We start from the raw sequence: 18,871 nt of genomic DNA on the forward strand, positions 1-18,871 counted from the left end.
AGCGTAGGGCGAACGCGGAGCGCGCCGCACTCGCCTGCCCGTACACGTGCGCGCACGAGATGCGCCACGATGTACAACATGAGTACGTCCCTCGGCGACAGCCCGACCCTCGGCTCCCTCCTCGCCCGGCGGGATCTGGACCTGCGTGCGGCGAGGGAGTTCGACGGCGCCACGCTCGCTGCGCGGGTGCAGGGCGTCCACAGCTCGGACCTCGCCGACCCGACGCCGTTCCTGGCGGAGGGGCTCGTGCTGCTCACGACCGGCACGCAGTTCCTCGGCTCCGACGACGATTCGTCCGACTTCGACGCCTACGTCGCCCGCCTCCGCGGACGCGGCATCACGGCCCTCGGCTTCGGCACCGAGGTGGTCCGCGAGGGCATCCCTCGCGGACTGGATGCGGCGTGCCGATCCCACGGACTCCCGCTGTTCGAGGTGCCCTACCGCACTCCGTTCATCGCCGTCGCCCGCGCCAACGCGCAGTCGATCGCCGCAGAGGAGTACGCGAGGCGCAGTTGGGCGCTCGCTGCGGGGCGCGCACTCTCGCTGGCGGCGCTGCGTGCCGATGGGCTCGCCGCGACCCTGGACGAGCTCGCGCGACAGCTGGGCGGCTGGGTCGGCATGTTCGATGCCGCAGGCGCCCTGACCCACGAGCATCCGGCGGCGACTTTGGATGCGGCCACGCGCGACGACCTGCGCGACGAGGTGTCGGCGCTGCTTCGCCGCGGCGCGCGGGCGGGGTCCTCGCTGCATATCGGTTCCACCCCGTTCCACGTGCAGACCCTCGGCCGCGGCGGGCGTCTGCGCGGCGCGATCGCCGTGTCGGCCGAGGTGTTCGACCGCGAGGCACGCGGGGTCGTGACGACGGCCGTCGCGATGGCGGGGCTCGCGCTCGAGCAGCGACAGACGCTCGCTCAGGCCACGACGGTGCTCCGAGCCGGGCTTGCCGAGGCGCTGCTGGCCGGCGACGGCGCACTCGTGCGGCGCGTGTCGAAGCCGCTGTGGGGGACGCTCGGCACGGGGGCGATCGCGATCGGTCTGACGAATGCCGAGGCCGCCCGCCGCGAAGACGTCCGCGAGTGGCTGGAGAGCGCCGTGGCCGCCCGAGGCGGCTCGTTGTTCTTCGGTCGGATCGAGGACGGACTGCTGCTGGCGGCGCCCGTGCGAGACGGGGTGTTCGCCGAACTCGCCGCGAAACTCGGCCTGCGAGTGGGCGTCTCCGCTCCCGCGACGCTCGACACGGTCGGCGTGGGCCTCTCGCAGGCCCGGGTCGCGCGGGAGCGCGCCTCGGCGGGATCGGCCGCGGCGTTCGCGGAAGTGCGCGGCGGCCTGCTCTCCTTTCTCGACGACGAGCGCGTCGGCGCGATCGCCCGCGCGGAGCTGGAACCTCTGCTGCGCCACGACGCTGAGCATGCGACCGCTCTCGTGGCCACCCTCGACGCATGGCTCGCAGCGGACACCGCCCACGAAGCCGCCGCCCGGGCGCTCGGCGTGCATCGGCACACCGTGCGGGCCCGTCTCGCCCTCACCGAACGCGTGCTCGGCGTCGACCTGTCCTCGTTCGCGGTGCGCGCGCAGCTCTGGCTCGCCCTCCGCGCGCTGGACTGACCGCCCCGACCGGGCCGAACGTCAGCCGCAGCCGCAGCTGGCGCGCACGAAGAGCGCCGGGGCGAACACTGCGTCGAAGGGCGAACCGTCCTCGGGGAGCGGACCGGCCGTCCCCGCGAGGATGCGGGCCGCGGCGCGCCCCATCGCCTCCATCGGCTGACGCACGGTGGTGAGCGCCGGCGTGCTCAGCCGCCCGGCGAGGATGCCGTCGAACCCGGTCACGATCACATCGTCGGGCACGCGGAAGCCCAGCTCGCGCACCACGTCCATGGCGGCCAGCGCGTTCTGATCCGTGGAGCACACGAGTGCCCGCGGCATCCGGCCGGCCGCAGCGAGCGCGTGCAGCTGCTCGGCCATCCGGTCGGGTCCACGCACCGTGGCATCGACCGGTTCGTCCTCCGGGGCGAGCCCCGCCTGGATGAGACTCTCCCGGTACTGGGCGAAGCGCTCCTCGCCGTCCCAGGAGTCCAGCCTCCCGACGAACGCGAACGAGCGCACGCCGTGCACGTCGAGCAGGTGCGCCATGATCTCGCGCATCCCCCCCGTGTTGTCGACACGCACGCGATGGTGGCCGTCCGCGGCGGGCGCGGCGGAGAACAGCACGATCGGTATCGATGAGGAGAATCGCGACAGCGCCGCCGCGGACCCCTCGGACGGGAAGATCGCGAGTCCGTCCACACGCCCAGCCGTGTCGGCGACCGAGACGTCGTTGTCGGAGCCGCTGCTGAGCATGACGGGCCTGCCCATCACCCAGCACTCCAGCGCGAATCCCCGCTGGACCTCATCCACGTACAGCGGGAACGCTCTCGGGTCGGCCAGCAGTTCGTCGTCGGTCTCGGTCCACGCAATGGTGCGCGGCCCCTCGAGATCGGGGCTGTGCAGGTCGCGCAGCGCCCGCACCCGCGCCTCCGGCTCGTGGGCCCGCTCGAGCATCAGGTCGAACGCGTGCAGGCCGAGGATGCCGGTGCGTCCGCGCGCGAGTCCCCGCGCCGACGCGCTGGGCGCGTAGCCGAGCCGCCTGGCCGCCTCCAGCACGCGCTCGCGCGTCGCATCGCTGAGCTGCTCGGGCCTGCGGAACGCGAAGGAGACGGAGGCGATGGACACACCCGCCTCCTGGGCGACGTCGTAGACCGTCGTGCGGCGCGTCCGCGGGCGTTCACTCACGCGTGCGACATCCTTCCCTGCGACAGGCCGTGCGTGCCCTAGGCGAGTCGCAGCCCGTGACGCACCGGGAACAGCGGGTCCCCCGTATCCGACGGTACATCCTCCCTCGACGCACGCACGGCTGCCATCGATCGCGGCAGCTCCACGGGCAGCCGCCCCTCGGGCCGCACGCGACCGGTCAGGGCGTCGATCACCGCGCGGGGAGAGCTGCCGTAGTCGACGACGATCGCCGCCGCATCCGCTACGAGCGGGGTGAGGATCGCGGGGCGGTCGATCGTGACCACCAGCACCAGCGGGCACTGCCTCGCGATCTGCTGCAGGCGATAGACGAGCCCGGGCGGGAAGTCCAGGGAGCCCTGGTGGAACCATGCCTCGAGGAACAGGTCGTCGCGCGCATCGAACGGCGCCTTGATCCGCACGATCGCGAGATCGGCGGATGCGGGATCCGCGACCGTCGGTCCGAGCTCGGCGACATCCGCGTCGGCGAACCCCTCGACGTACATCGCCGCCACCTTCGTCAGCGGAAGGGTCGCCCCCTCGGCTCCCTCGCGGTTGAGCAGGACGGTCAACGAGCGCGCCTGCGCCCGTTCCCCCGCAGCACGGAAGTCGGCGTTGCCGACGATCCGCTCAGCCGCGTCGACGTCGACGTAGGGGTCGTCGAACAGGCCGAGGGCGAACTTGACCCGGAGAAGCCGTCGCGCCGACTCGTCGATGCGCTCCTCGCTCACGCGACCCGAGCGCACGAGCTCCAGCAGCAGCTCGACGCACTCCTCGCCGCCGAACTGGTCGGCGCCCGCATCCAGGATCTTCGCCATGCGCTCGATCGGCGTGAGCGTCTCGACCCCCCACGCCCGCGCAGGCAGCACCTGGTCGCCGACGTGGTTGTCGTTCACGAGCTCCCAGTCCGTCACGACGACGCCGTCGTAGCCGAGTTCGCCGCGCAGCAGGTCGGTCACGATCTGCCGGTTGTAGCCGAACCCGACCTCCTCGATCTGCTCGCCGCCGCGCTCGAGGCCGACCGGCATCCCGTAGTACGGCATCATCCCCGCCGTCCCGCGTCGAATGGCCTCGCGGAACGGCTCGAGGTGGTATTCGAACATGCCCCCCGGGTAGACCTGCTCCCGGCCGTACGGGAAGTGGGCGTCCTCGCCGTCCTTCTGCGGGCCGCCGCCCGGGAAGTGCTTCGTCGTGCAGGCGACGCTTTCCGGCCCCAACCGGTCGCCCTGGAAGCCCTGGAGATAGGCTGCGGTGAACTCGGCGACGCGCTGCGCATCCTGGCCCAGCGTCTGCGCCTGACGTCCCCAGCGCGGTTCTGTCGCGAGATCGATCTGCGGGTGCAGCGCGGCGCGGATGCCGACGGCCACGTACTCCTGCCGCGCGATGTCGGCGAAGGCGCGCACCGTCTCGACGTCGTCGATGGCGGCGAGGCCGAGGCCCTCCGGCCATTGCGAGAACGGGCCGGCCGAGAAGGCGACCCCCGTGTTCTCCACGAATGCGTGGCGCGGATCCGTGCTGATGGTGACGGGTATGCCGTGCGGCGTCTGCTCCGCGAGCGCCTGGAGGGCGTTGTTCCACGTGGCCGCCTGCCGGGCGGTGCGGATGGCATGCACGTTGAAGTGGTTCATGTGCTTGTCCCGCACGACGGTCGTCGTCGGCGACTTGGAGATGCGCCCCGGGTGCTCGAGGAGCGCGCCGTCCTCGCCGACCTCGATGACCGTCTGGAACATGAGGCCGCACTTCTCCTCGAGGCTCAGTCGCCCGAGCAGGTCTTCCGTGCGCTCCTCGGGCGTCAATCGCGGATCCTCGTACGGATCCATGACTCCGTTGCCGTTCAGGTCGCGGTAGCGGGTGCCGTCGGGGGCGGTCGAGAAGGTCGCGGACATGGGGGCCTTTCTGGGGTGCGTGTCGACGATGCTCACTTGAGTCCCGTCGTCGCGACGCCCTGGATGAAGTAGCGCTGCAGGAACACGAACAGGAGGATGATCGGGGCGATCACCAGCACGGAGCCCGCGAGCAGCAGGCCGTAGTCGGTCGCGTTCTGCCCCGTCGCATAAAGAGAGATGGCGACGGGAAGGGTGTACATGTCCTCGCTCTGGGCGGCCACGAGCGGCCAGAGGAAGTTGTTCCAGGATGCGAGGAAGGTGAGGATGCCGAGCGTCGCCAGCGGCGGTCCGCACAGCGGCATCACGACGCGGGCGAAGATACGCAGCTCTCCCGCGCCGTCGATGCGCGCCGCCTCGAGCAGTTCGTCGGGGATGCCCAGCATGAACTGGCGCATGAGGAACACGCCCAGCGGCGTCGTGACGAACGGCAGGATCAGCGCGGCGTAACTGCTGGTGAGCCCGAACGAGGACACCATCACGAACAGCGGCACGAAGGTCACGATGCCCGGCACCATGAGCGTGATGAGCACGACGGCGAACAGCACCTTCTTGCCGGGGAAGTCCATCTTCGCCAGCGCATAGCCGACCATCGAGCAGAAGACGAGGTTGCCGAGCACGGTCAGCAGCGCCACGACGATGCTGTTCGTGAAGAACCGGCCGATGTCGAGCGGGCCGAACCACTGGGCGAAGTTGTCCCACGTGACCTGCTGCGGCAGCCAGGTCGGCGGGCGCTGCAGGATCTCGCTCTGCGTCTTGACAGAGCCCAGCAGCATCCAGACGAACGGGAGAACCCACACGATGAGGCCCGCGACCAGCACGGTGTAGGTGAGGGCACGCCCGGTGAGCGCGCGGCGAGCGCGGCGGGAGGCCATCGTCGTCGAGGTCATGATCTCCTCCTTCAGTCCTTCGAGCGCAGCAGCCGGAACTGCACGAGGCTCACGAGCGCGATCGCGAGGAACAGGATGTAGCTCGCAGCGGATGCGGTGCCGTACTCGCCGAAACCGAACTGCTTGAACGTGTAGTAGGCGACCGACAGCGTCGAGTCGAGCGGTCCGCCCTGGGTCATCACGAAGGCCTCCTCGAAGAACTGCAGGAAGCCGACCGAGATGAGCACCGCGCCCAGCAGCAGCGTCGGACGCAGCAGCGGCAAGGTGATCGCGGTGAGGCGGCGCCAGGCGGAGGCCCCGTCCATGACGGCCGCCTCCTTGACGTCGGTCGGGATCGCCTGGAGCCCGGCGAGGAAGATCACCATGAGCGTTCCGACGTTTCGCCAGACCGCCATCGCGATGAGCGAGGGCAGGGCCCAGGTGGTGTCGTTGAGCCAGTCGGGCCCCTGGATCCCCACCACGGCGAGTGCCGCGTTCAGCAGCCCCTCCGGCTGCAGGATGTACCGCCACACGACCGAGACCGCGACGATGCTCGTGACCACCGGCGCGTAGAACCCCACGCGGAGGAAGGAGACGATCCGCCCACCGCCGGAGTTCAGCGCCAGGGCCAGCGCGAGCGCCACGGCCATGGTCACCGGGATGCCGATCACCACGAAGGTCGCCGTGACGCCGGCCGACTTCAGGAAGGTGGGGTCTCCCAGCACGGCCAGGTACTGGTCGAGGCCGACGAAGTTGACCGCGAAGGGCGAGCGGATGTCCTGCGCGCGGAAGTCGGTGAACGACATCGCGAACGAGCCGACGATCGGCACGACCATGAAGGCCGCGAAGACGAGGACGAACGGGAGCGCGAACCCCCAGGCGATGAGGCCCTGACGCCGGCGACGGCTCGAGCGGCGGCCACCGCCGGCGCGACCGGAGCCGGCGACGGCCGCCCCGGTCGCGGCCAGTGATGTCTGCGTCATGGGATCAGTCCAGCCCCACCGCGTCGGCCTTGCTCTGCAGCTCCTTCATCGCATCGGCGGGGGTCATGGCTCCCAGACGCACCTTCTCGAGCACGGCGTCTCCGGCGGCGGCCACCTTCACCCATGTCGTCGTCGCCGGGACGGACTTCGCCGTCTCGAGCTGCGTGCCGAAGGCGGCGAGCGTCGGCTGCGAGGCGAGGGCGTCGTCCTTCCACGCCGCCTGAACGGCGGGGAGGTCGCCGGTCTGGTCGTACCAGCGCGCCTGCGTCTCGGGCTCGCTCAGCCACTGGGCGAGCTTCCACGCGGAGTTCGCGTTGTCGGAATCGTCGAACACGACGAGGTTCGAGCCGCCGCTGAACGAGGTGGAGGATTCCTTCGTCGGGAGCACCGCCGTCGCGAACTTCGAGGAGAAGTCCGCACCGCCGAGTTTCTCGAGCGAGCCGATCATGAAGGGCCCGTCGATGAGCATCGGGGTCCGGCCGGCGACGAAGTCCGCCTCCTGCGCCCCCGAGGACCGGTCCGCCGACGGGTTGGCGAGTCCGTCCGTGAAGAAGCTCTGGTAGTACTCGTACGCCTCGACCATCTCCGGGGTATCGAGCGTCCATTTCGAGCCGTCCTCGAGCGAGGCGCCGTTGGACCAGGGCATCCAGAGCGTCCCCTGGAAGGAGTCGTTCCCGGCAGGCAGGCGGATGCCGTACTCCGCCCCCGCCTTGGACTTCATGTCGGCGGCCATCTGGCTGAGCTCGTCCCATGTGGTGGGCGCGCTCGTCCAGCCGGCCTGCTCGGCCATGTCGGTGCGGTAGTAGAGCACGCGCGTGTCGACGTACCACGGCACGCCCGCCGCGCGATCTCCGACCTTGTTGGACTCGACGGCACCCGGGAAGGCGCCAGACGTGTCGAGATCGGTGGGGACGGTCTGGAACGCGTCGGCGAAGTCGGCCATCCAGGTCGAGCCCATCATGGCGATGTCGGGGGTGTTGCCGCTTGCGATCGCGGTCTGGAACTTGCTGTATGCGGAATCCCACGGGATGGCGGTGACGTCGACCTCGACGCCGGGGTTGGCCTCTTCGAACGTCTTGACGAAGTCAGGGAGAGCTTCGCCCTCCGTCCCCATCGCCCACATCGTGATCTTGCCCGTCGCGGGCTCGCTTCCGATGGTGGTCGCTTCCTGGGCCGCCGTTCCTGCGTCATCCGCTCGTCCGCATCCCGCCAGGCTGAGGGCGGCGACGGCGAGCAGCGCGACGGCGCCGAGCCGAACATGTTTCATGGTTCCTCCTTGAACGAGACACACCTGATGGCGTGGTCACTACGGTACTTAAGCGCTTAAGAGAGCGCAACCCCTGTCGACGGAAGGTGGACGGCACCCTCAGAGGGGACGCAGATAGCCGCGGACGAACTCGTCGAACAGAGCGACCATGTCGACCTCCTCGTCGAGGAGGAACTGCTGCTGGAGCCCGTCCATCACGGCGCTGATGAGCCGGCCGGCGCGGGCGGGATCGACGTCGGCGCGGATCTCCCCCGCGGCCTGCCCCGCTGCGATGATGCGCTCGGCGGATGCCGCCGAGTCTCGATAGCGGTCGACGAACTCCGCGTGCGCGGGATGGGCGGGATCGATCGCGTCCGCGGCCACCGTGGTGTACAGGGCGGAGAGACCACGGGGTGCGCTCTGGTTGTAGGCGACCACGTCCGCACTCTGCTCGATGAGCCTGTGCTCGGCGGGATCTCCGACCGCCGCTCGGATGCGCTCGTCGCGCTGCCGGAGCACCTCGACGAAGAGTTCCTCCTTGCTCGAGAAGTGGTGCAGCAGCCCCGCCGGCGTCACCCCCACCCCCCGTGCGATCGCCCGCAGCGAGCCCGCGTCGAACCCGCTGCGGGCGAACACGACGAGGGCCTCCTCGACGATCTGCTGGCGACGGGCTTGCCCCTTCGCGTAGCTGCCGCGCTTGCCGCGGGGCAGGGAGGAGACGGCGTCCTGCGCCGCCTCCTCCCGACTCGCGTCATCGGGTGTGCTCACCGCATCCCTCTCGTCATCGACCGCCGGACTCCCCCCAGCTCGAGCTGAAGACCTGCGCCCGCATCGCGGGCCGGAGCGTGCGCTCCATGTCACGATCCACGACGTAGTCCTTGAGGCTATCGCCGGTCAGCTCGTTCCCGATGGCGGCCATGATCATGGACTGGTCCAGTGAGAGGTAGCGCTCGGCGATCGTGCCGCTGTGCACTGCGACCGCGTCGTAGAAGCCGCCGGGCCCGTACGCGCCGAGGTCGTCCTCGATGCGCGAAAGGTTGTCGAGGGCGCCTTCACGGTCGTAGGGAAGGGCGAGGAAGCTCGCGTGCGGGGTCACCACGCCGTCGCCGAACTGCGGGTCGGGGTTGGTGCCCACCGAGCAGCCGGGCCGGTCGATGTCGACGTCGGTCTTCTCCCGATCGGAGGTGTAGCCGTCCGAGCGCATCCCCGCGAGGTCGACGCCGTACTCGGCATAGCCGCCGAACGGATCGCTGGCGGGCGAGAAGCCCCAGTAGCCGTAGCCGGCGTCCTGCCCGTGGCGCTCCTGCACCGCGACGGTGATCGGATGATTCAGCGCCCACGAGTTCTCTCCCCACTCGCTCTCGGGAATGAGCAGATCGGGCATGAGCGCCTCGAACATGCTGCCTCCCCAGCTGGGCACGAAGCTCATGCCGTCGTAGGAGTAGACCCCCTCCCAGACGTCGAAGCCGGCGTACGTGCGCGTGGTGCCGGTGGGCAGTTGCTCCTGCCAGGCCCAGTCGCAGCCCGGCGGCATCGTGCGATGCGTGCCGTACAGCGCCGTCGGCGGGATCTGCCCGTTCGCGATGCCCAGATACGTCGCGATGCGGCTCTCACTCACGGTCGTGTCGTAGTGGTGGCAGGTGTAGTACGCGGTCTCGCCCGAGCCGTTGTACATGGGCGCTTCGACGCTGCAACCCGTGGGCGGCGAGTCCCAGAACCCGCCGCGGTTCGTTCCGGCCGGAAGCCCGGCCGCACCCGCGGGATCGAAGAAGGCGCCGAAGTCCATCGACCGGTAAAGGGCGTCCGCCTGGCGGGCCAGGCTCGGCTCCGCCTCGCGCACGATGCGCAGGGATGCGGCGAGCCAGCCGTTGTCGACCGTGGACAGGAAGGGCTCGACGGGGTCGCCCGAATCGGGCCACGTCGTCAGCTTGACACCGGAAGCCGGGTCGTACCAGTTGTAGAACATGCCGCTGGCGTCGTTGCGCTCCAGATGGTCGAGCGTGTCGAGGGTCGCCCGCATGCGGTCACGGGCCTCCCGTCGATCGATCAGCCCGATGTCGCGGGCGGTCACCGTCGACCACAGATAGCCGCCGATGTTCGTCGGCGAGGTGTAGGCGCCCGCGCTCTGCAGCGCGCCGTCGATGTTGTCCGACGGCAGGCCGGTGTCAGGGTCCGTCATCGCGACCAGCGATGCCCAGGTGTCGGCGGCGTAGCGCTCCAATGTGCGGGTCTCGCTGGTGTCGTGGCCGTGGCCGTGGCCGTGACCTGTGGGCACCGCATCCGCCAGCGCGGGCGCCGCGGTCGTCACCGCCAGCACCGCCGCGGATGCGGTGGCCAGCACGAAACGGGTCGTCTTTCTCATCGTCGCTCTCCTCATCGAAAGCGGCTCCGGGGGGAACCGAGTCCCAAAACCCTTACACGTGATTGGTTTTCATTCAAGACCCCCGGACACCGGCGGCCGACCCCGGCGAGTGAGCACCCGCTCACTCGGCGGGGTCGGCGAGGTTCTCGGAGAGGATCTCGAGCACCTGGGCGCGGACGCGGGGCGAGCGCTCCCCCAGCTCCGCCGCGACGGCGTCCACGAGCACCTCGCCGAAGACGGCGTGCACGGCGCGGGATGTGTGCTCCAGCTCGTCGCGGAACGTCGCACCCGCCGGCGCCAGGACGAGGGAGAGGCCGGCGATCTCGGTCAGCGTGGACGCGACGAACGAGGTGATGAGAAGCACGGCCGCGCCGGCGGCGTCGGCGGCGCGGGCGGCGCGCACGCTCGCCTCGTTCGCCCCCGAGCCGCTGATCACGAGGCAGACGTCGTCGCTCGTGAGCTGACGGGCGGAGATCTGCTGTGCGATCGGGTCGGCGACGATCTCGGCGGGACGACCGACCGCGGTCAGCCGCATCGCGAGATCGCTCGCGAGCGGGGACGACAGGCCGTTGGCGACGACCAGCACCCGCCGGGCGCGGGCGATGCGCGACACGGCGGCGGCGACCGCATCCTCGGTCAGGAGTCCGGCCGACCCGACGAGCGCCTGCGCCGCACGGTCCATCGCCGTGCGCATGCGACCGAGGACGCCCACGCCGTGATCGGTCGCCGCATCCGGCTGCGCACCGAGCTCCGCGGCGAGGGCGACCCGCAGCTGGGGATACCCGCGGTAGCCGAGGCGCTGACACGCCCGCACGACGGAGGAGCGCGCGACGCCCGCCCGATCCGCGAGCTGCTGCGCCGTCAGTTCCACGACGACCTCCGGCTCCGACATGATCAGGTCGGCCACCCGCCGTTCGGTGGGTTGCAGGACGTTGCGCAGCGCGGCGATGCGCACGGTCGTGGCAGCGTCAGCGGACACGCGCACCCTCCATGATCCTGCGGCGGACCGCACCGCTGATCGCGTCGATCGTCATCGTCACCGCGATGACCACGATCAGCAGCATCCCCACCGTCGACCACTCACGGTACTGGGTGTACGTGGTCAGCATGTCGCCGATTCCGCCCACGCCGATCAGGCCCAGGACGGCGGACGAGCGGACGTTGATCTCGAACCGGTAGAGCCAGAACGACAGGAACGCCGGGACGGCCTGCGGCCACGCACCCCACCGCAGCACCTGCAGCGTGCTCCCGCCGGCGGCACGCGCCGCCTCGATCGGCCCCTGCGGCACCGCCTCGACCGCCTCGTATCCCCACTTGCCGAGCGTGCCGACGCCGTTGATCGCGAGAGCGAGGGCGCCTGTGAGCGGCGTGAGTCCCGTCATCGACAGGATGATGATCGCGAAGATGATCTCCGGAACCGCACGGATGACGGAGAAGACGAGGCGCAGCACCTCGCGCAGCCACACCGGTCCGAACCCGCGGGAGGCGAGCAGGCTCAGCGGCGTCGCGACGATCACGCCGAGCACGGTGCCGACCCAGGCCATCTCGACGCTGCGCCAGGTCTGCCAGAGAGCCTCGGGAAGCTTCGACCAGTCCGGGGCCGAGAACATGAGCCAGATGTAGCGCACGATCGCGGCGGGAAGCTCCCCCAGCCGCGACCATGTGATGTCGACGGACCAGAAGGCGGCGACGACGATCACCGTCACGCCGACGCCGACGCCGATCACGAGAGGTCGACGCGGTCGCTCGGGCAGCGCGAAGGCGGGCGCGGTGCGCGCCGGCGAGGTGTCGACCGCGCTCATACGAGCCTCCGTCGCACGGCGGCGCTCAGGGCGTCGAGAAGGACGACGAGCACGAGGATCTCCAAGATGATGAGCGAGAGCTGGTCGTAGCGGTAGTACGTGCGCACGGCGTCGATGAGCAGGCCGAGCCCGCCGGCACCGACGAGTCCCAGCACCGACGAGGCGCGGACGTTGAGCTCGAACACGTAGAGCGTCTGGGCGACGAACGCCGGCCAGGTATCCGGCAGGGCGAGGGTGCGGTTGATCTGCAGCTGGGTGCCGCCGGCCGCGCGGCCCGCCTCGATCGGGCCCGCATCCATCGCGTCGATCGACTCGGAGACGAGCTTGACGATGATCCCGACGTTGAAGAGCACGAGAGCGAGGATGCCGGGAAGCGCACCGACGCCGACCATGGCCACGAGCACGGCGGCCGACAGCAGGTCGGGGACGGCACGCACGACGTTCAGCACGGTGCGCACGGCGCCGCGCAGCCACGGATGCGGATTGGTCGGGCGGGCGGCGAGGAAGCTGAGCGGAAGCGAGACGAGCGCGCCGACGGCGGTTCCGATGACGGCCATCTGCAGCGTCTCCAGGAGCGGTCCGATCGTGCGCGGGAAGAACGACCAGTCGGGCTGCAACAGTCCCAGGACCTTGCTCGCGCCGTGCTGCCAGTTGCGGGCGATGCCGCTCAGGTCGAAGTCGATCCCGACGACGGGCAGGCACGTGAACACGGTGACCGCGGCGATGACGGCGGCGATCACCCAGCCCCGCCACCTGCCGCCGGGCCTGGGCGGCAGCTCGAGCGACGACGTGCTCACGAGCCCAGCCGATCCTCGGCCGTGACCGACCGGCCGTAGATCCCGGCGAAGTCGGCATCCGTGGCGTCGGCGGCGGAGCCGTCGTAGACGAGCTCGCCCGCCCGCATCCCGATCAGCCGTGTGCCGTACTCGCGTGCGAGGTCGAGAAGGTGGAGGTTCACCAGCACCGTCATGCCGAGCTCGCGGTTGATGCGGCGGAGGTCGCCCATCACGCCGTGCGCCGTGGGCGGGTCGAGGCTCGCGACGGGTTCGTCGGCGAGCACGATCCGCGGCTGCTGCGCGAGGGCGCGGGCGATCGCGACGCGCTGCTGCTGACCGCCCGAGAGCGCCGAGGCGCGGTCGTAGACCTTCGCCAGGATGCCGACGCGCTCGAGCGCCTCGTAGGCGAGCTGCTTGTCGGCCGTCGTGTAGGCGCCGAGGAGCGTGCGCCAGGTGGGGGTGTGCGTGAGTCGTCCGACGAGCACGTTGTTCAGGACGCTCGTGCGCCCGACGAGGTTGAAGCCCTGGAACACCATCCCGATGCCGCCGCGCAGACGCCGGAGCGTGCGGGGCCTCGCGCCCGCGAGTTCGGTGTCTCCGACCGTCAGCGAACCCGCGGAGATGGGGACGAGTCCGTTGATCGTGCGGATGAGGGTGGACTTGCCCGATCCGGAGAGCCCGACGATCGCCACCATCTCGCCGGCGGCGATGTCCAGGCTCACACCCCGCAGTCCCATCGTGCCGTTCGGGTAGCGCACCTGGACGTCGCGTAGGCGGATGGGCCAGGAGGCCGAGGCCGCGGCCCCGGCCTCCCGGTGGGGAGACGACGTCACTGCAGCCCCAGCTGCTGCGCCGCGCGGGCGACCACGTCGAGCGACGACGGGTCGGCGGGAGCGAGCTTGGTGATGGAGTAGATGCTCTGGAGCACCTTCGAGCCCTCGTCGGAGCTCGAGTACTCCTCGAGTGCGTCGGTGATCTTCTGCTGCAGTTCCGGCGAGAGGTCGGAGGTGAGGGCGACGCCGTCGTTGGGGATCTCGTCCGTCATCGCGAACACGACGACCTTCTGACCCACATCCGGGACGTCCTTCTTCACGATCGTGCGCGCGTCCCAGAAGCTGAAGCCGACCTCGGCGTCGCCGTTGTAGACCGCGAGGACGGATGCGTCGTTCGCGGTGACGGGGAGCTTCTCGATGTCGCTGTCGGTGTTGATGCCGGCCTCCTGCAGCGCCAGCACCGGATAGATGTAGCCGGCGGGAGACCCGGGACCGAGCATCGCGACCTTCGCACCCTTCACCTTGGTGATGGAGTCGAGACCGGCAGGCCCCGTCATCGCGTCGGCGCCGTTGCAGAAGAGCATCCCGTCGCGCTCGACGGGAGTGTCCTCGCAGTACTTGTCGGGGTTGTTCGTCATGAACTGCGCCGGGTAGGTGATGTTGCCGTTGCGCTCGGTCTGCAGCACGACCTTGGCGCCGTACTTGTCGCTCGCCTGCCAGAGCTGCAGCGAAGGCAGGAAGCCGATCTGGGCCTGGCCCGCACCCATCGCCTCGACCGCCGCCTGGTAGTCCTTCGCGACGACGCCCGTGACCGGGATGCCGAGCTTCTCGGTGAGCATGTCGGTCAGGGGCTTCGCGGTGTCGACGAGACCGTTCTGGTCCTGCGAGGGAACGAGCGCCAGCACGAGGGAGTCGGGGTCGGCCGCGGCACCGCTCGTTCCGGGGTCGGCCGAGCCGGCACAGCCGGCCAGGAGCAGGGATGCGGCCGCCACGAGGGCGGCTGCGGCGCCGAGGCGCAGGCGGGTGATGTTCATGTGGTGTCCTTCGGATCGGGGTGGTGTGCGGGTCGGTGGGCTCAGTCGACGCGGGCGGCGAGCGCCCAGCGGGAGATGTCGTCGAGGAGGTCGTCCAGGCGCGCGGCGCGATAGGTCGGTCGGGCGTCGGGAGCGGCGGATGCGCCCACGAGCGCCGTGGCGTGGCCGCGGGCGTGAACGGGGGCGAGGTCGTTGCGCCAGATGTCGCCGACGCTCAGGACGGGCCGGGCGGGGTCGAGCTCGTCGAGGAGCGCTTCCAGTCCCGCGGGCTTGGCCGCATCCGTGACGATCCGGTCGAAGCGCCCGGCGAGCCCCACCGCCGCGAGCGCTTCGGCCAGTCGCACATCGGGCGCGTTCGTGAGGAGGATCCGCTCCGCGTCGACCTCGTCGAGCAGCCGCGCGAGGCCCGCGGGCGTGCCGATCGGGGCGGCGGAGGTGGCCAGCATCCCGCGGCTCGCGCGGTAGCCGAACGCCAGGTGCGTCTCGTCGGCGCCTGCGCGCAGGGCGAGGATGCGGACGAGGTCGTAGCCGTCGACGGCGTCGTGCGCACTCGGGTCGCCGAGCCCCCGACGCACCTCGGCGACGAAGCTCTCCGGCAGACGACCGGCCGCGGCCACGGATGCGGCGTAGGCCAGCACGGGTCCGTCGCCGAGGGCGACGGTACCGTCGAAGTCGAAGATGAGAACAGGACGTGGCACGGGGCTCCTTCAGCTGGACGCTTCGTCCATGGTGAAGGAGGATTGTGGACGCAATGACCACGCCCGATGAACAGCCGGTTAAATCATCGACCGATCACGTGGATGCGGCGGCCCGCCGCGCCATCGACGACCCCAGCGCGGCACTCGCGCTCCTGCCCGGCGTCGCCGCATCCATTCGCCAGGATGCCGCGGGCGGCCTGTTCGACGCGTGGGAGCTCTCCTCGGTGGTGGATGAGAACACCCGGGAGCCGGTCGTGCCCGAGGCCCTCTTCCACCACCTGCACGCCGCGGCCGGTCTGGATGCGACCTGGCCCGCAGGCAACGCGGGCCTCGTGCACGTCTACGGGTACCTCTTCTCCCTCGCCGAGACGCCCTACGGACTCAAGCGCGAGCGGTGGCTGGATGCGGGGCTGGCCGCTGCCTACGGCGAGCGCACGCTCTTCCACGCCGAGGCCCTGATCGGCGGAGCCGTCTCCGTCACGCCGCTCGCGCGCATCACGGATGCCGCGCGCGCCCTGCTGGCCGAGCACACGGTGCGCGAGGAGCGGATCGGACCGGTACGCGCGCGGATCGCCATCGGGCGGCGCAGTGCATCCGGGCCCTTCGCCCTCGCCTACGCGATCGATCGCGGGGCAGGCGAGCGCCTCGTGACGACGTTCCCGATCTCCACCCCCGCCGAGACTCTCGCCGCCATCGACGCGGGGCCTCCCCGACTGCGCTGGAACGCGGTCGAATGAGGACCCCGCTCCCTCAGCCCGGTGAGTGCGCCTCGAGGAACTCGTAGACCTCGGTGGTGTCGACGCCGGGGAAGGCTCCGGTGGGCAGGGTCGCGAGCAGGGTGCGGGGCGTACGGACGTTGGGCCAGGAGTTCTCGCGCCAGGCACTCTCAAGCTCGGCCGGCGCGCGCCGGCAGCACACCTCGACCGAGTGCCGTGAGACTCCGCGGTTGGCGGTGTCTCGCCCCAGGAACCACTTCGTGTCCTCGAAGCGCACGCCGACGCTGATCGAGTGCGCCCCCTCGCTCGAGTGCTCGACACGGGCCGTGCACCAGTACGTGCCGTTGCCCGTGTCGGTGTACTGGTAGTAGGGGTTGAAGCGATCGTCGACATCGAAGACCACTCGGCTGGTCCACCGCCGGCAGCACATCTGCCCTTCGATCGCGCCGAGTCGGTCGGCCGGGAAGTTCACGTCGTCGTTCTCGTACGCCTTCGTGATGGTGCCCGACTCATGCACCTTGAGGAAGTGCACCGGGATGCCGAGGTGCACCGTCGCGAGGTTCGTGAAGCGGTGGGCGGCGGTCTCGTACGAGACCGAGTAGAGATCGCGCAGATCCTCGATCGAGATCGCCCTGTCGCCCTTGGCATCGGTGAGCACCGGGACGACGTGCGCTTCGGGGACGAGCAGGGCGCCCGTCAGGTAGTTGGTCTCGACCCGCTGGCGCAGGAACTCGGCGTAACTGGTGGGTTCGCGATGCCCGAGGATGCGGCTGGACAGCGCCTGCAGCACCGCCGTGCGCGCATCGCCCTTCGCGGCGACCCGGCTCGAGAGGTAGAGGCGCCCGTGCTTGAGGTCGGCGACGCTGCGAGTGGTCTGCGGCAGGTCGGGCACGTAGTGCAGCGTGAAGCCCAGGTGCGCCGCGATGTCGCTCGCCGATCGCTGCGTGAGCGGACCGCCGGGGTGCGCCACCGCATCCAGGATCGCCCGCGCTTCGGTCTCGAGGTCGGCGAAGTAGTTGTTCTGCTCGCGCATGAGATCGCGCAACTCGACGTTCGCGCGCCGCGCCTCCTCGGGCGTCGCGGAGCGCTCGTCGCGCAGTCGGTCGATCTCGCCGTGCAGAGCCAGCATCGCCCGCAGCGCCTCGTCGGGCACCGCCTTGCCGATGCGGAACGCGTCGATGCCGAGCGCCTGGAAGGTCTGCCCCTTCATCGCCCGCTGCAGAGCGATCTCCATGGCGGCGCGCTCGTCGAGCGGCTCGGCCTCCAGCAGCGCGTCGACCGTCGTCCCGAGCGCCTTCGCGATGGCCCGCAGCAGCGTGAGACGGGGCTCGCGCTTGCCGTTCTCGATCATCGACAGCTGGCTCGGTGCGCGCTCGACAGCGGACGCGAGCGCGTCGAGCGTCATGCCCTGCGCCGTGCGCAGTTGGCGGATGCGGCGCCCGATCGTCAGGGCGTCGGCATCGTCGGTCATCGGATCTTCTTCGATCGTCATGGATCGGGATTGTGTCACAAGAACAGAAGAACGAGCAATCTTCTCCCCGAAAACCTCGGTTCGAGTCCGCAATCTTCACCCACAGTGGTCACACGCCTCGGGACGACGACCGTCCCTTCGATCACAGGAGACCGACATGACCAGCACCGCCCCCTTCGCCCAGGGCCCGCTGCGCGCGGGTGACATGACGCAGACCGCCGCCGAGCTGCAGGAGATCTGGAACACGGATCCGCGCTGGGACGGCGTCGAGCGCACCTACTCGGCCGAGGACGTCATCCGCCTGCGCGGCTCGGTGCGCGAGGAGAACACGCTCGCCCGCCGCGGCGCGGAGAACCTCTGGAACCTGCTGCACACGGAGGACTACATCCGCGCACTCGGCGCCTACACCGGCGGACAGGCCGTGCAGCAGGTGCGCGCGGGCCTGAAAGCGATCTACCTGTCGGGATGGCAGGTCGCCGCCGACGGCAACCTCGCCGGCCAGACCTACCCCGATCAGAGCCTCTACCCCGCCAACTCGGTGCCGGCGGTCGTGCGCCGCATCAACAACGCGCTCATCCGCCAAGACCAGATCGAGCACGCCGAGGGCGAGATCACGCAGGACTGGCTCGCCCCCATCGTCGCCGACGCCGAGGCCGGCTTCGGCGGGCCGCTCAACGCCTACGAGCTCGCGCAGTCGCTCATCTCGGCCGGCGCCGCCGGCATCCACTGGGAGGACCAGCTCGCGAGCGAGAAGAAATGCGGCCACCTCGGCGGCAAGGTGCTCGTTCCCACGCAGCAGCACATCCGCACCCTCAACGCCGCGCGCCTGGCGGCGGATGTGGCGGGCGTCCCGACGGTCATCATCGCCCGCACCGACGCGCTCGCCGCCGACCTGCTCACGAGCGACGTCGATCCGCGCGATCAGGAGTTCACCACCGGCGAGCGCACCTCCGAGGGCTTCTACCGGGTGCGTCCCGGCATCGACGCGGTCATCAGCCGCGGCCTCGCCTTCGCGCCGTACGCCGACCTCATCTGGGTCGAGACCGGCGAGCCCGACATCGAGCTCGCCCGCGCGTTCGCCGCCGCCATCCACGAGCGCTACCCCGGCAAGCTCCTCGCCTACAACTGCTCGCCCAGCTTCAACTGGAAGCGGCACCTGAGCGACGAGCAGATCGCGACGTTCCAGCAGGACCTCGCCGACCTCGGCTACAAGTTCCAGTTCATCACCCTGGCCGGATTCCACGCCGTCAACTACGCCATGTTCGACCTCGCCGCCGGTTACGCCCAGCGCGCCATGAGCGCCTACGTCGAGCTGCAGGAGGCCGAGTTCGCCGCAGAGGCGCGCGGCTACACCGCCACCCGCCACCAGCGCGAAGCGGGCACCGGCTACTTCGACCACGTCTCGACCGCGCTCAACCCCGACAGCGCGACCCTGGCACTGGCCGGCTCCACCGAGACCGCCCAGTTCCACTGACCCCTCTTCCCTTTCCTC

The 18,871-nt window shown here is 70.4% G+C and carries 17 protein-coding genes; 3 read left to right on the forward strand and 14 right to left on the reverse strand.

The genetic code is table 11. The features are described from left to right. The first annotated feature begins 78 nt into the window (after window positions 1-78). Complete coding sequence (locus SK224_RS01100) at window positions 79-1,605, forward strand: helix-turn-helix domain-containing protein (RefSeq protein WP_320433006.1); 1,527 nt, start codon at window positions 79-81, stop codon at window positions 1,603-1,605. Between the two features lie 21 nt (window positions 1,606-1,626). Here the strand turns inward: SK224_RS01100 and SK224_RS01105 are convergent, their stop codons facing one another. The 13 genes from SK224_RS01105 to SK224_RS01165 all read right to left on the reverse strand — a co-directional run bounded on the left by SK224_RS01105 (window position 1,627) and on the right by SK224_RS01165 (window position 15,192). After that, complete coding sequence (locus SK224_RS01105; RefSeq protein ID WP_320433007.1) at window positions 1,627-2,769, reverse strand: LacI family DNA-binding transcriptional regulator; 1,143 nt, start codon at window positions 2,767-2,769, stop codon at window positions 1,627-1,629. 38 nt (window positions 2,770-2,807) lie between these two features. Beyond that, window positions 2,808-4,652, reverse strand: a complete 1,845-nt coding sequence (locus tag SK224_RS01110; RefSeq protein ID WP_320433008.1) for a glycoside hydrolase family 3 protein — start codon at window positions 4,650-4,652, stop codon at window positions 2,808-2,810. A gap of 32 nt (window positions 4,653-4,684) precedes the next feature. Further along, the gene (locus tag SK224_RS01115) at window positions 4,685-5,539 is read right to left on the reverse strand and encodes a carbohydrate ABC transporter permease (protein ID WP_320433009.1); all 855 of its coding nucleotides are present in this window, start codon (window positions 5,537-5,539) and stop codon (window positions 4,685-4,687) included. Window positions 5,540-5,550: 11 nt separating this feature from the next. Next, window positions 5,551-6,501: a sugar ABC transporter permease gene (locus SK224_RS01120; RefSeq protein WP_320433010.1), complete on the reverse strand. Its 951-nt coding sequence runs from the start codon at window positions 6,499-6,501 to the stop codon at window positions 5,551-5,553. Window positions 6,502-6,505: 4 nt separating this feature from the next. Beyond that, window positions 6,506-7,768, reverse strand: a complete 1,263-nt coding sequence (locus SK224_RS01125) for a sugar ABC transporter substrate-binding protein (RefSeq protein ID WP_320433011.1) — start codon at window positions 7,766-7,768, stop codon at window positions 6,506-6,508. 99 nt (window positions 7,769-7,867) lie between these two features. Continuing rightward, window positions 7,868-8,515: a TetR/AcrR family transcriptional regulator gene (locus SK224_RS01130; RefSeq protein ID WP_320433012.1), complete on the reverse strand. Its 648-nt coding sequence runs from the start codon at window positions 8,513-8,515 to the stop codon at window positions 7,868-7,870. A 13-nt stretch (window positions 8,516-8,528) separates the two neighbouring features. Beyond that, window positions 8,529-10,109, reverse strand: a complete 1,581-nt coding sequence (locus tag SK224_RS01135; RefSeq protein WP_320433013.1) for a glucoamylase family protein — start codon at window positions 10,107-10,109, stop codon at window positions 8,529-8,531. Window positions 10,110-10,230: 121 nt separating this feature from the next. Beyond that, window positions 10,231-11,088, reverse strand: coding sequence for a MurR/RpiR family transcriptional regulator (locus SK224_RS01140; RefSeq protein WP_320433014.1), 858 nt, complete (start codon window positions 11,086-11,088; stop codon window positions 10,231-10,233). Next, window positions 11,078-11,911 (reverse strand): phosphonate ABC transporter, permease protein PhnE, encoded by an 834-nt coding sequence (phnE, locus tag SK224_RS01145; RefSeq protein WP_320433015.1) that lies wholly within the window; start codon window positions 11,909-11,911, stop codon window positions 11,078-11,080. Before phnE (SK224_RS01145) ends, SK224_RS01140 begins: the two co-directional genes overlap by 11 nt. Beyond that, complete coding sequence (phnE, locus tag SK224_RS01150) at window positions 11,908-12,708, reverse strand: phosphonate ABC transporter, permease protein PhnE (RefSeq protein WP_320433016.1); 801 nt, start codon at window positions 12,706-12,708, stop codon at window positions 11,908-11,910. The genes phnE (SK224_RS01145) and phnE (SK224_RS01150) overlap by 4 nt, the downstream gene beginning before the upstream one ends. Beyond that, window positions 12,705-13,520: a phosphonate ABC transporter ATP-binding protein gene (gene phnC / locus SK224_RS01155; protein ID WP_320433017.1), complete on the reverse strand. Its 816-nt coding sequence runs from the start codon at window positions 13,518-13,520 to the stop codon at window positions 12,705-12,707. Before phnC ends, phnE (SK224_RS01150) begins: the two co-directional genes overlap by 4 nt. After that, the gene (gene phnD / locus SK224_RS01160; RefSeq protein ID WP_320433018.1) at window positions 13,517-14,494 is read right to left on the reverse strand and encodes a phosphate/phosphite/phosphonate ABC transporter substrate-binding protein; all 978 of its coding nucleotides are present in this window, start codon (window positions 14,492-14,494) and stop codon (window positions 13,517-13,519) included. Before phnD ends, phnC begins: the two co-directional genes overlap by 4 nt. A gap of 41 nt (window positions 14,495-14,535) precedes the next feature. Then, window positions 14,536-15,192 (reverse strand): hydrolase, encoded by a 657-nt coding sequence (locus SK224_RS01165; RefSeq protein ID WP_320433019.1) that lies wholly within the window; start codon window positions 15,190-15,192, stop codon window positions 14,536-14,538. Between the two features lie 53 nt (window positions 15,193-15,245). Here SK224_RS01165 and SK224_RS01170 point away from each other — a divergent pair, with 53 nt between their 5' ends. Beyond that, complete coding sequence (locus tag SK224_RS01170; protein ID WP_320433020.1) at window positions 15,246-15,929, forward strand: amino acid deaminase; 684 nt, start codon at window positions 15,246-15,248, stop codon at window positions 15,927-15,929. A gap of 13 nt (window positions 15,930-15,942) precedes the next feature. Here SK224_RS01170 and SK224_RS01175 read toward each other — a convergent pair whose 3' ends face one another. Continuing rightward, a complete protein-coding gene (locus SK224_RS01175; protein WP_320433021.1) occupies window positions 15,943-17,400 on the reverse strand; it encodes a helix-turn-helix domain-containing protein in 1,458 nt (485 codons plus the stop codon). A 136-nt stretch (window positions 17,401-17,536) separates the two neighbouring features. Here SK224_RS01175 and aceA point away from each other — a divergent pair, with 136 nt between their 5' ends. After that, a complete protein-coding gene (gene aceA, locus SK224_RS01180; protein ID WP_320433022.1) occupies window positions 17,537-18,853 on the forward strand; it encodes an isocitrate lyase in 1,317 nt (438 codons plus the stop codon). Window positions 18,854-18,871: the final 18 nt, after the last annotated feature.

Origin of the sequence: Microbacterium sp. BG28, assembly GCF_034044005.1 — a bacterium.
In the GTDB taxonomy this organism is placed as follows: Bacteria; Actinomycetota; Actinomycetes; order Actinomycetales; family Microbacteriaceae; genus Microbacterium.

What these genes read in the sequence shown, in the direction of transcription:
- SK224_RS01100 (WP_320433006.1), top strand. Translation starts at nt 79, where the DNA reads ATGAGTACGTCCCTCGGCGACAGCCCGACCCTCGGCTCCCTCCTCGCC.
- SK224_RS01110 (WP_320433008.1), bottom strand. Translation starts at nt 4,652, where the DNA reads ATGTCCGCGACCTTCTCGACCGCCCCCGACGGCACCCGCTACCGCGAC.
- SK224_RS01115 (WP_320433009.1), bottom strand. Translation starts at nt 5,539, where the DNA reads ATGACCTCGACGACGATGGCCTCCCGCCGCGCTCGCCGCGCGCTCACC.
- SK224_RS01120 (WP_320433010.1), bottom strand. Translation starts at nt 6,501, where the DNA reads ATGACGCAGACATCACTGGCCGCGACCGGGGCGGCCGTCGCCGGCTCC.
- SK224_RS01125 (WP_320433011.1), bottom strand. Translation starts at nt 7,768, where the DNA reads ATGAAACATGTTCGGCTCGGCGCCGTCGCGCTGCTCGCCGTCGCCGCC.
- SK224_RS01135 (WP_320433013.1), bottom strand. Translation starts at nt 10,109, where the DNA reads ATGAGAAAGACGACCCGTTTCGTGCTGGCCACCGCATCCGCGGCGGTG.
- phnE (WP_320433015.1), bottom strand. Translation starts at nt 11,911, where the DNA reads ATGAGCGCGGTCGACACCTCGCCGGCGCGCACCGCGCCCGCCTTCGCG.
- phnD (WP_320433018.1), bottom strand. Translation starts at nt 14,494, where the DNA reads ATGAACATCACCCGCCTGCGCCTCGGCGCCGCAGCCGCCCTCGTGGCG.
- SK224_RS01170 (WP_320433020.1), top strand. Translation starts at nt 15,246, where the DNA reads ATGACCACGCCCGATGAACAGCCGGTTAAATCATCGACCGATCACGTG.
- SK224_RS01175 (WP_320433021.1), bottom strand. Translation starts at nt 17,400, where the DNA reads ATGACGATCGAAGAAGATCCGATGACCGACGATGCCGACGCCCTGACG.
- aceA (WP_320433022.1), top strand. Translation starts at nt 17,537, where the DNA reads ATGACCAGCACCGCCCCCTTCGCCCAGGGCCCGCTGCGCGCGGGTGAC.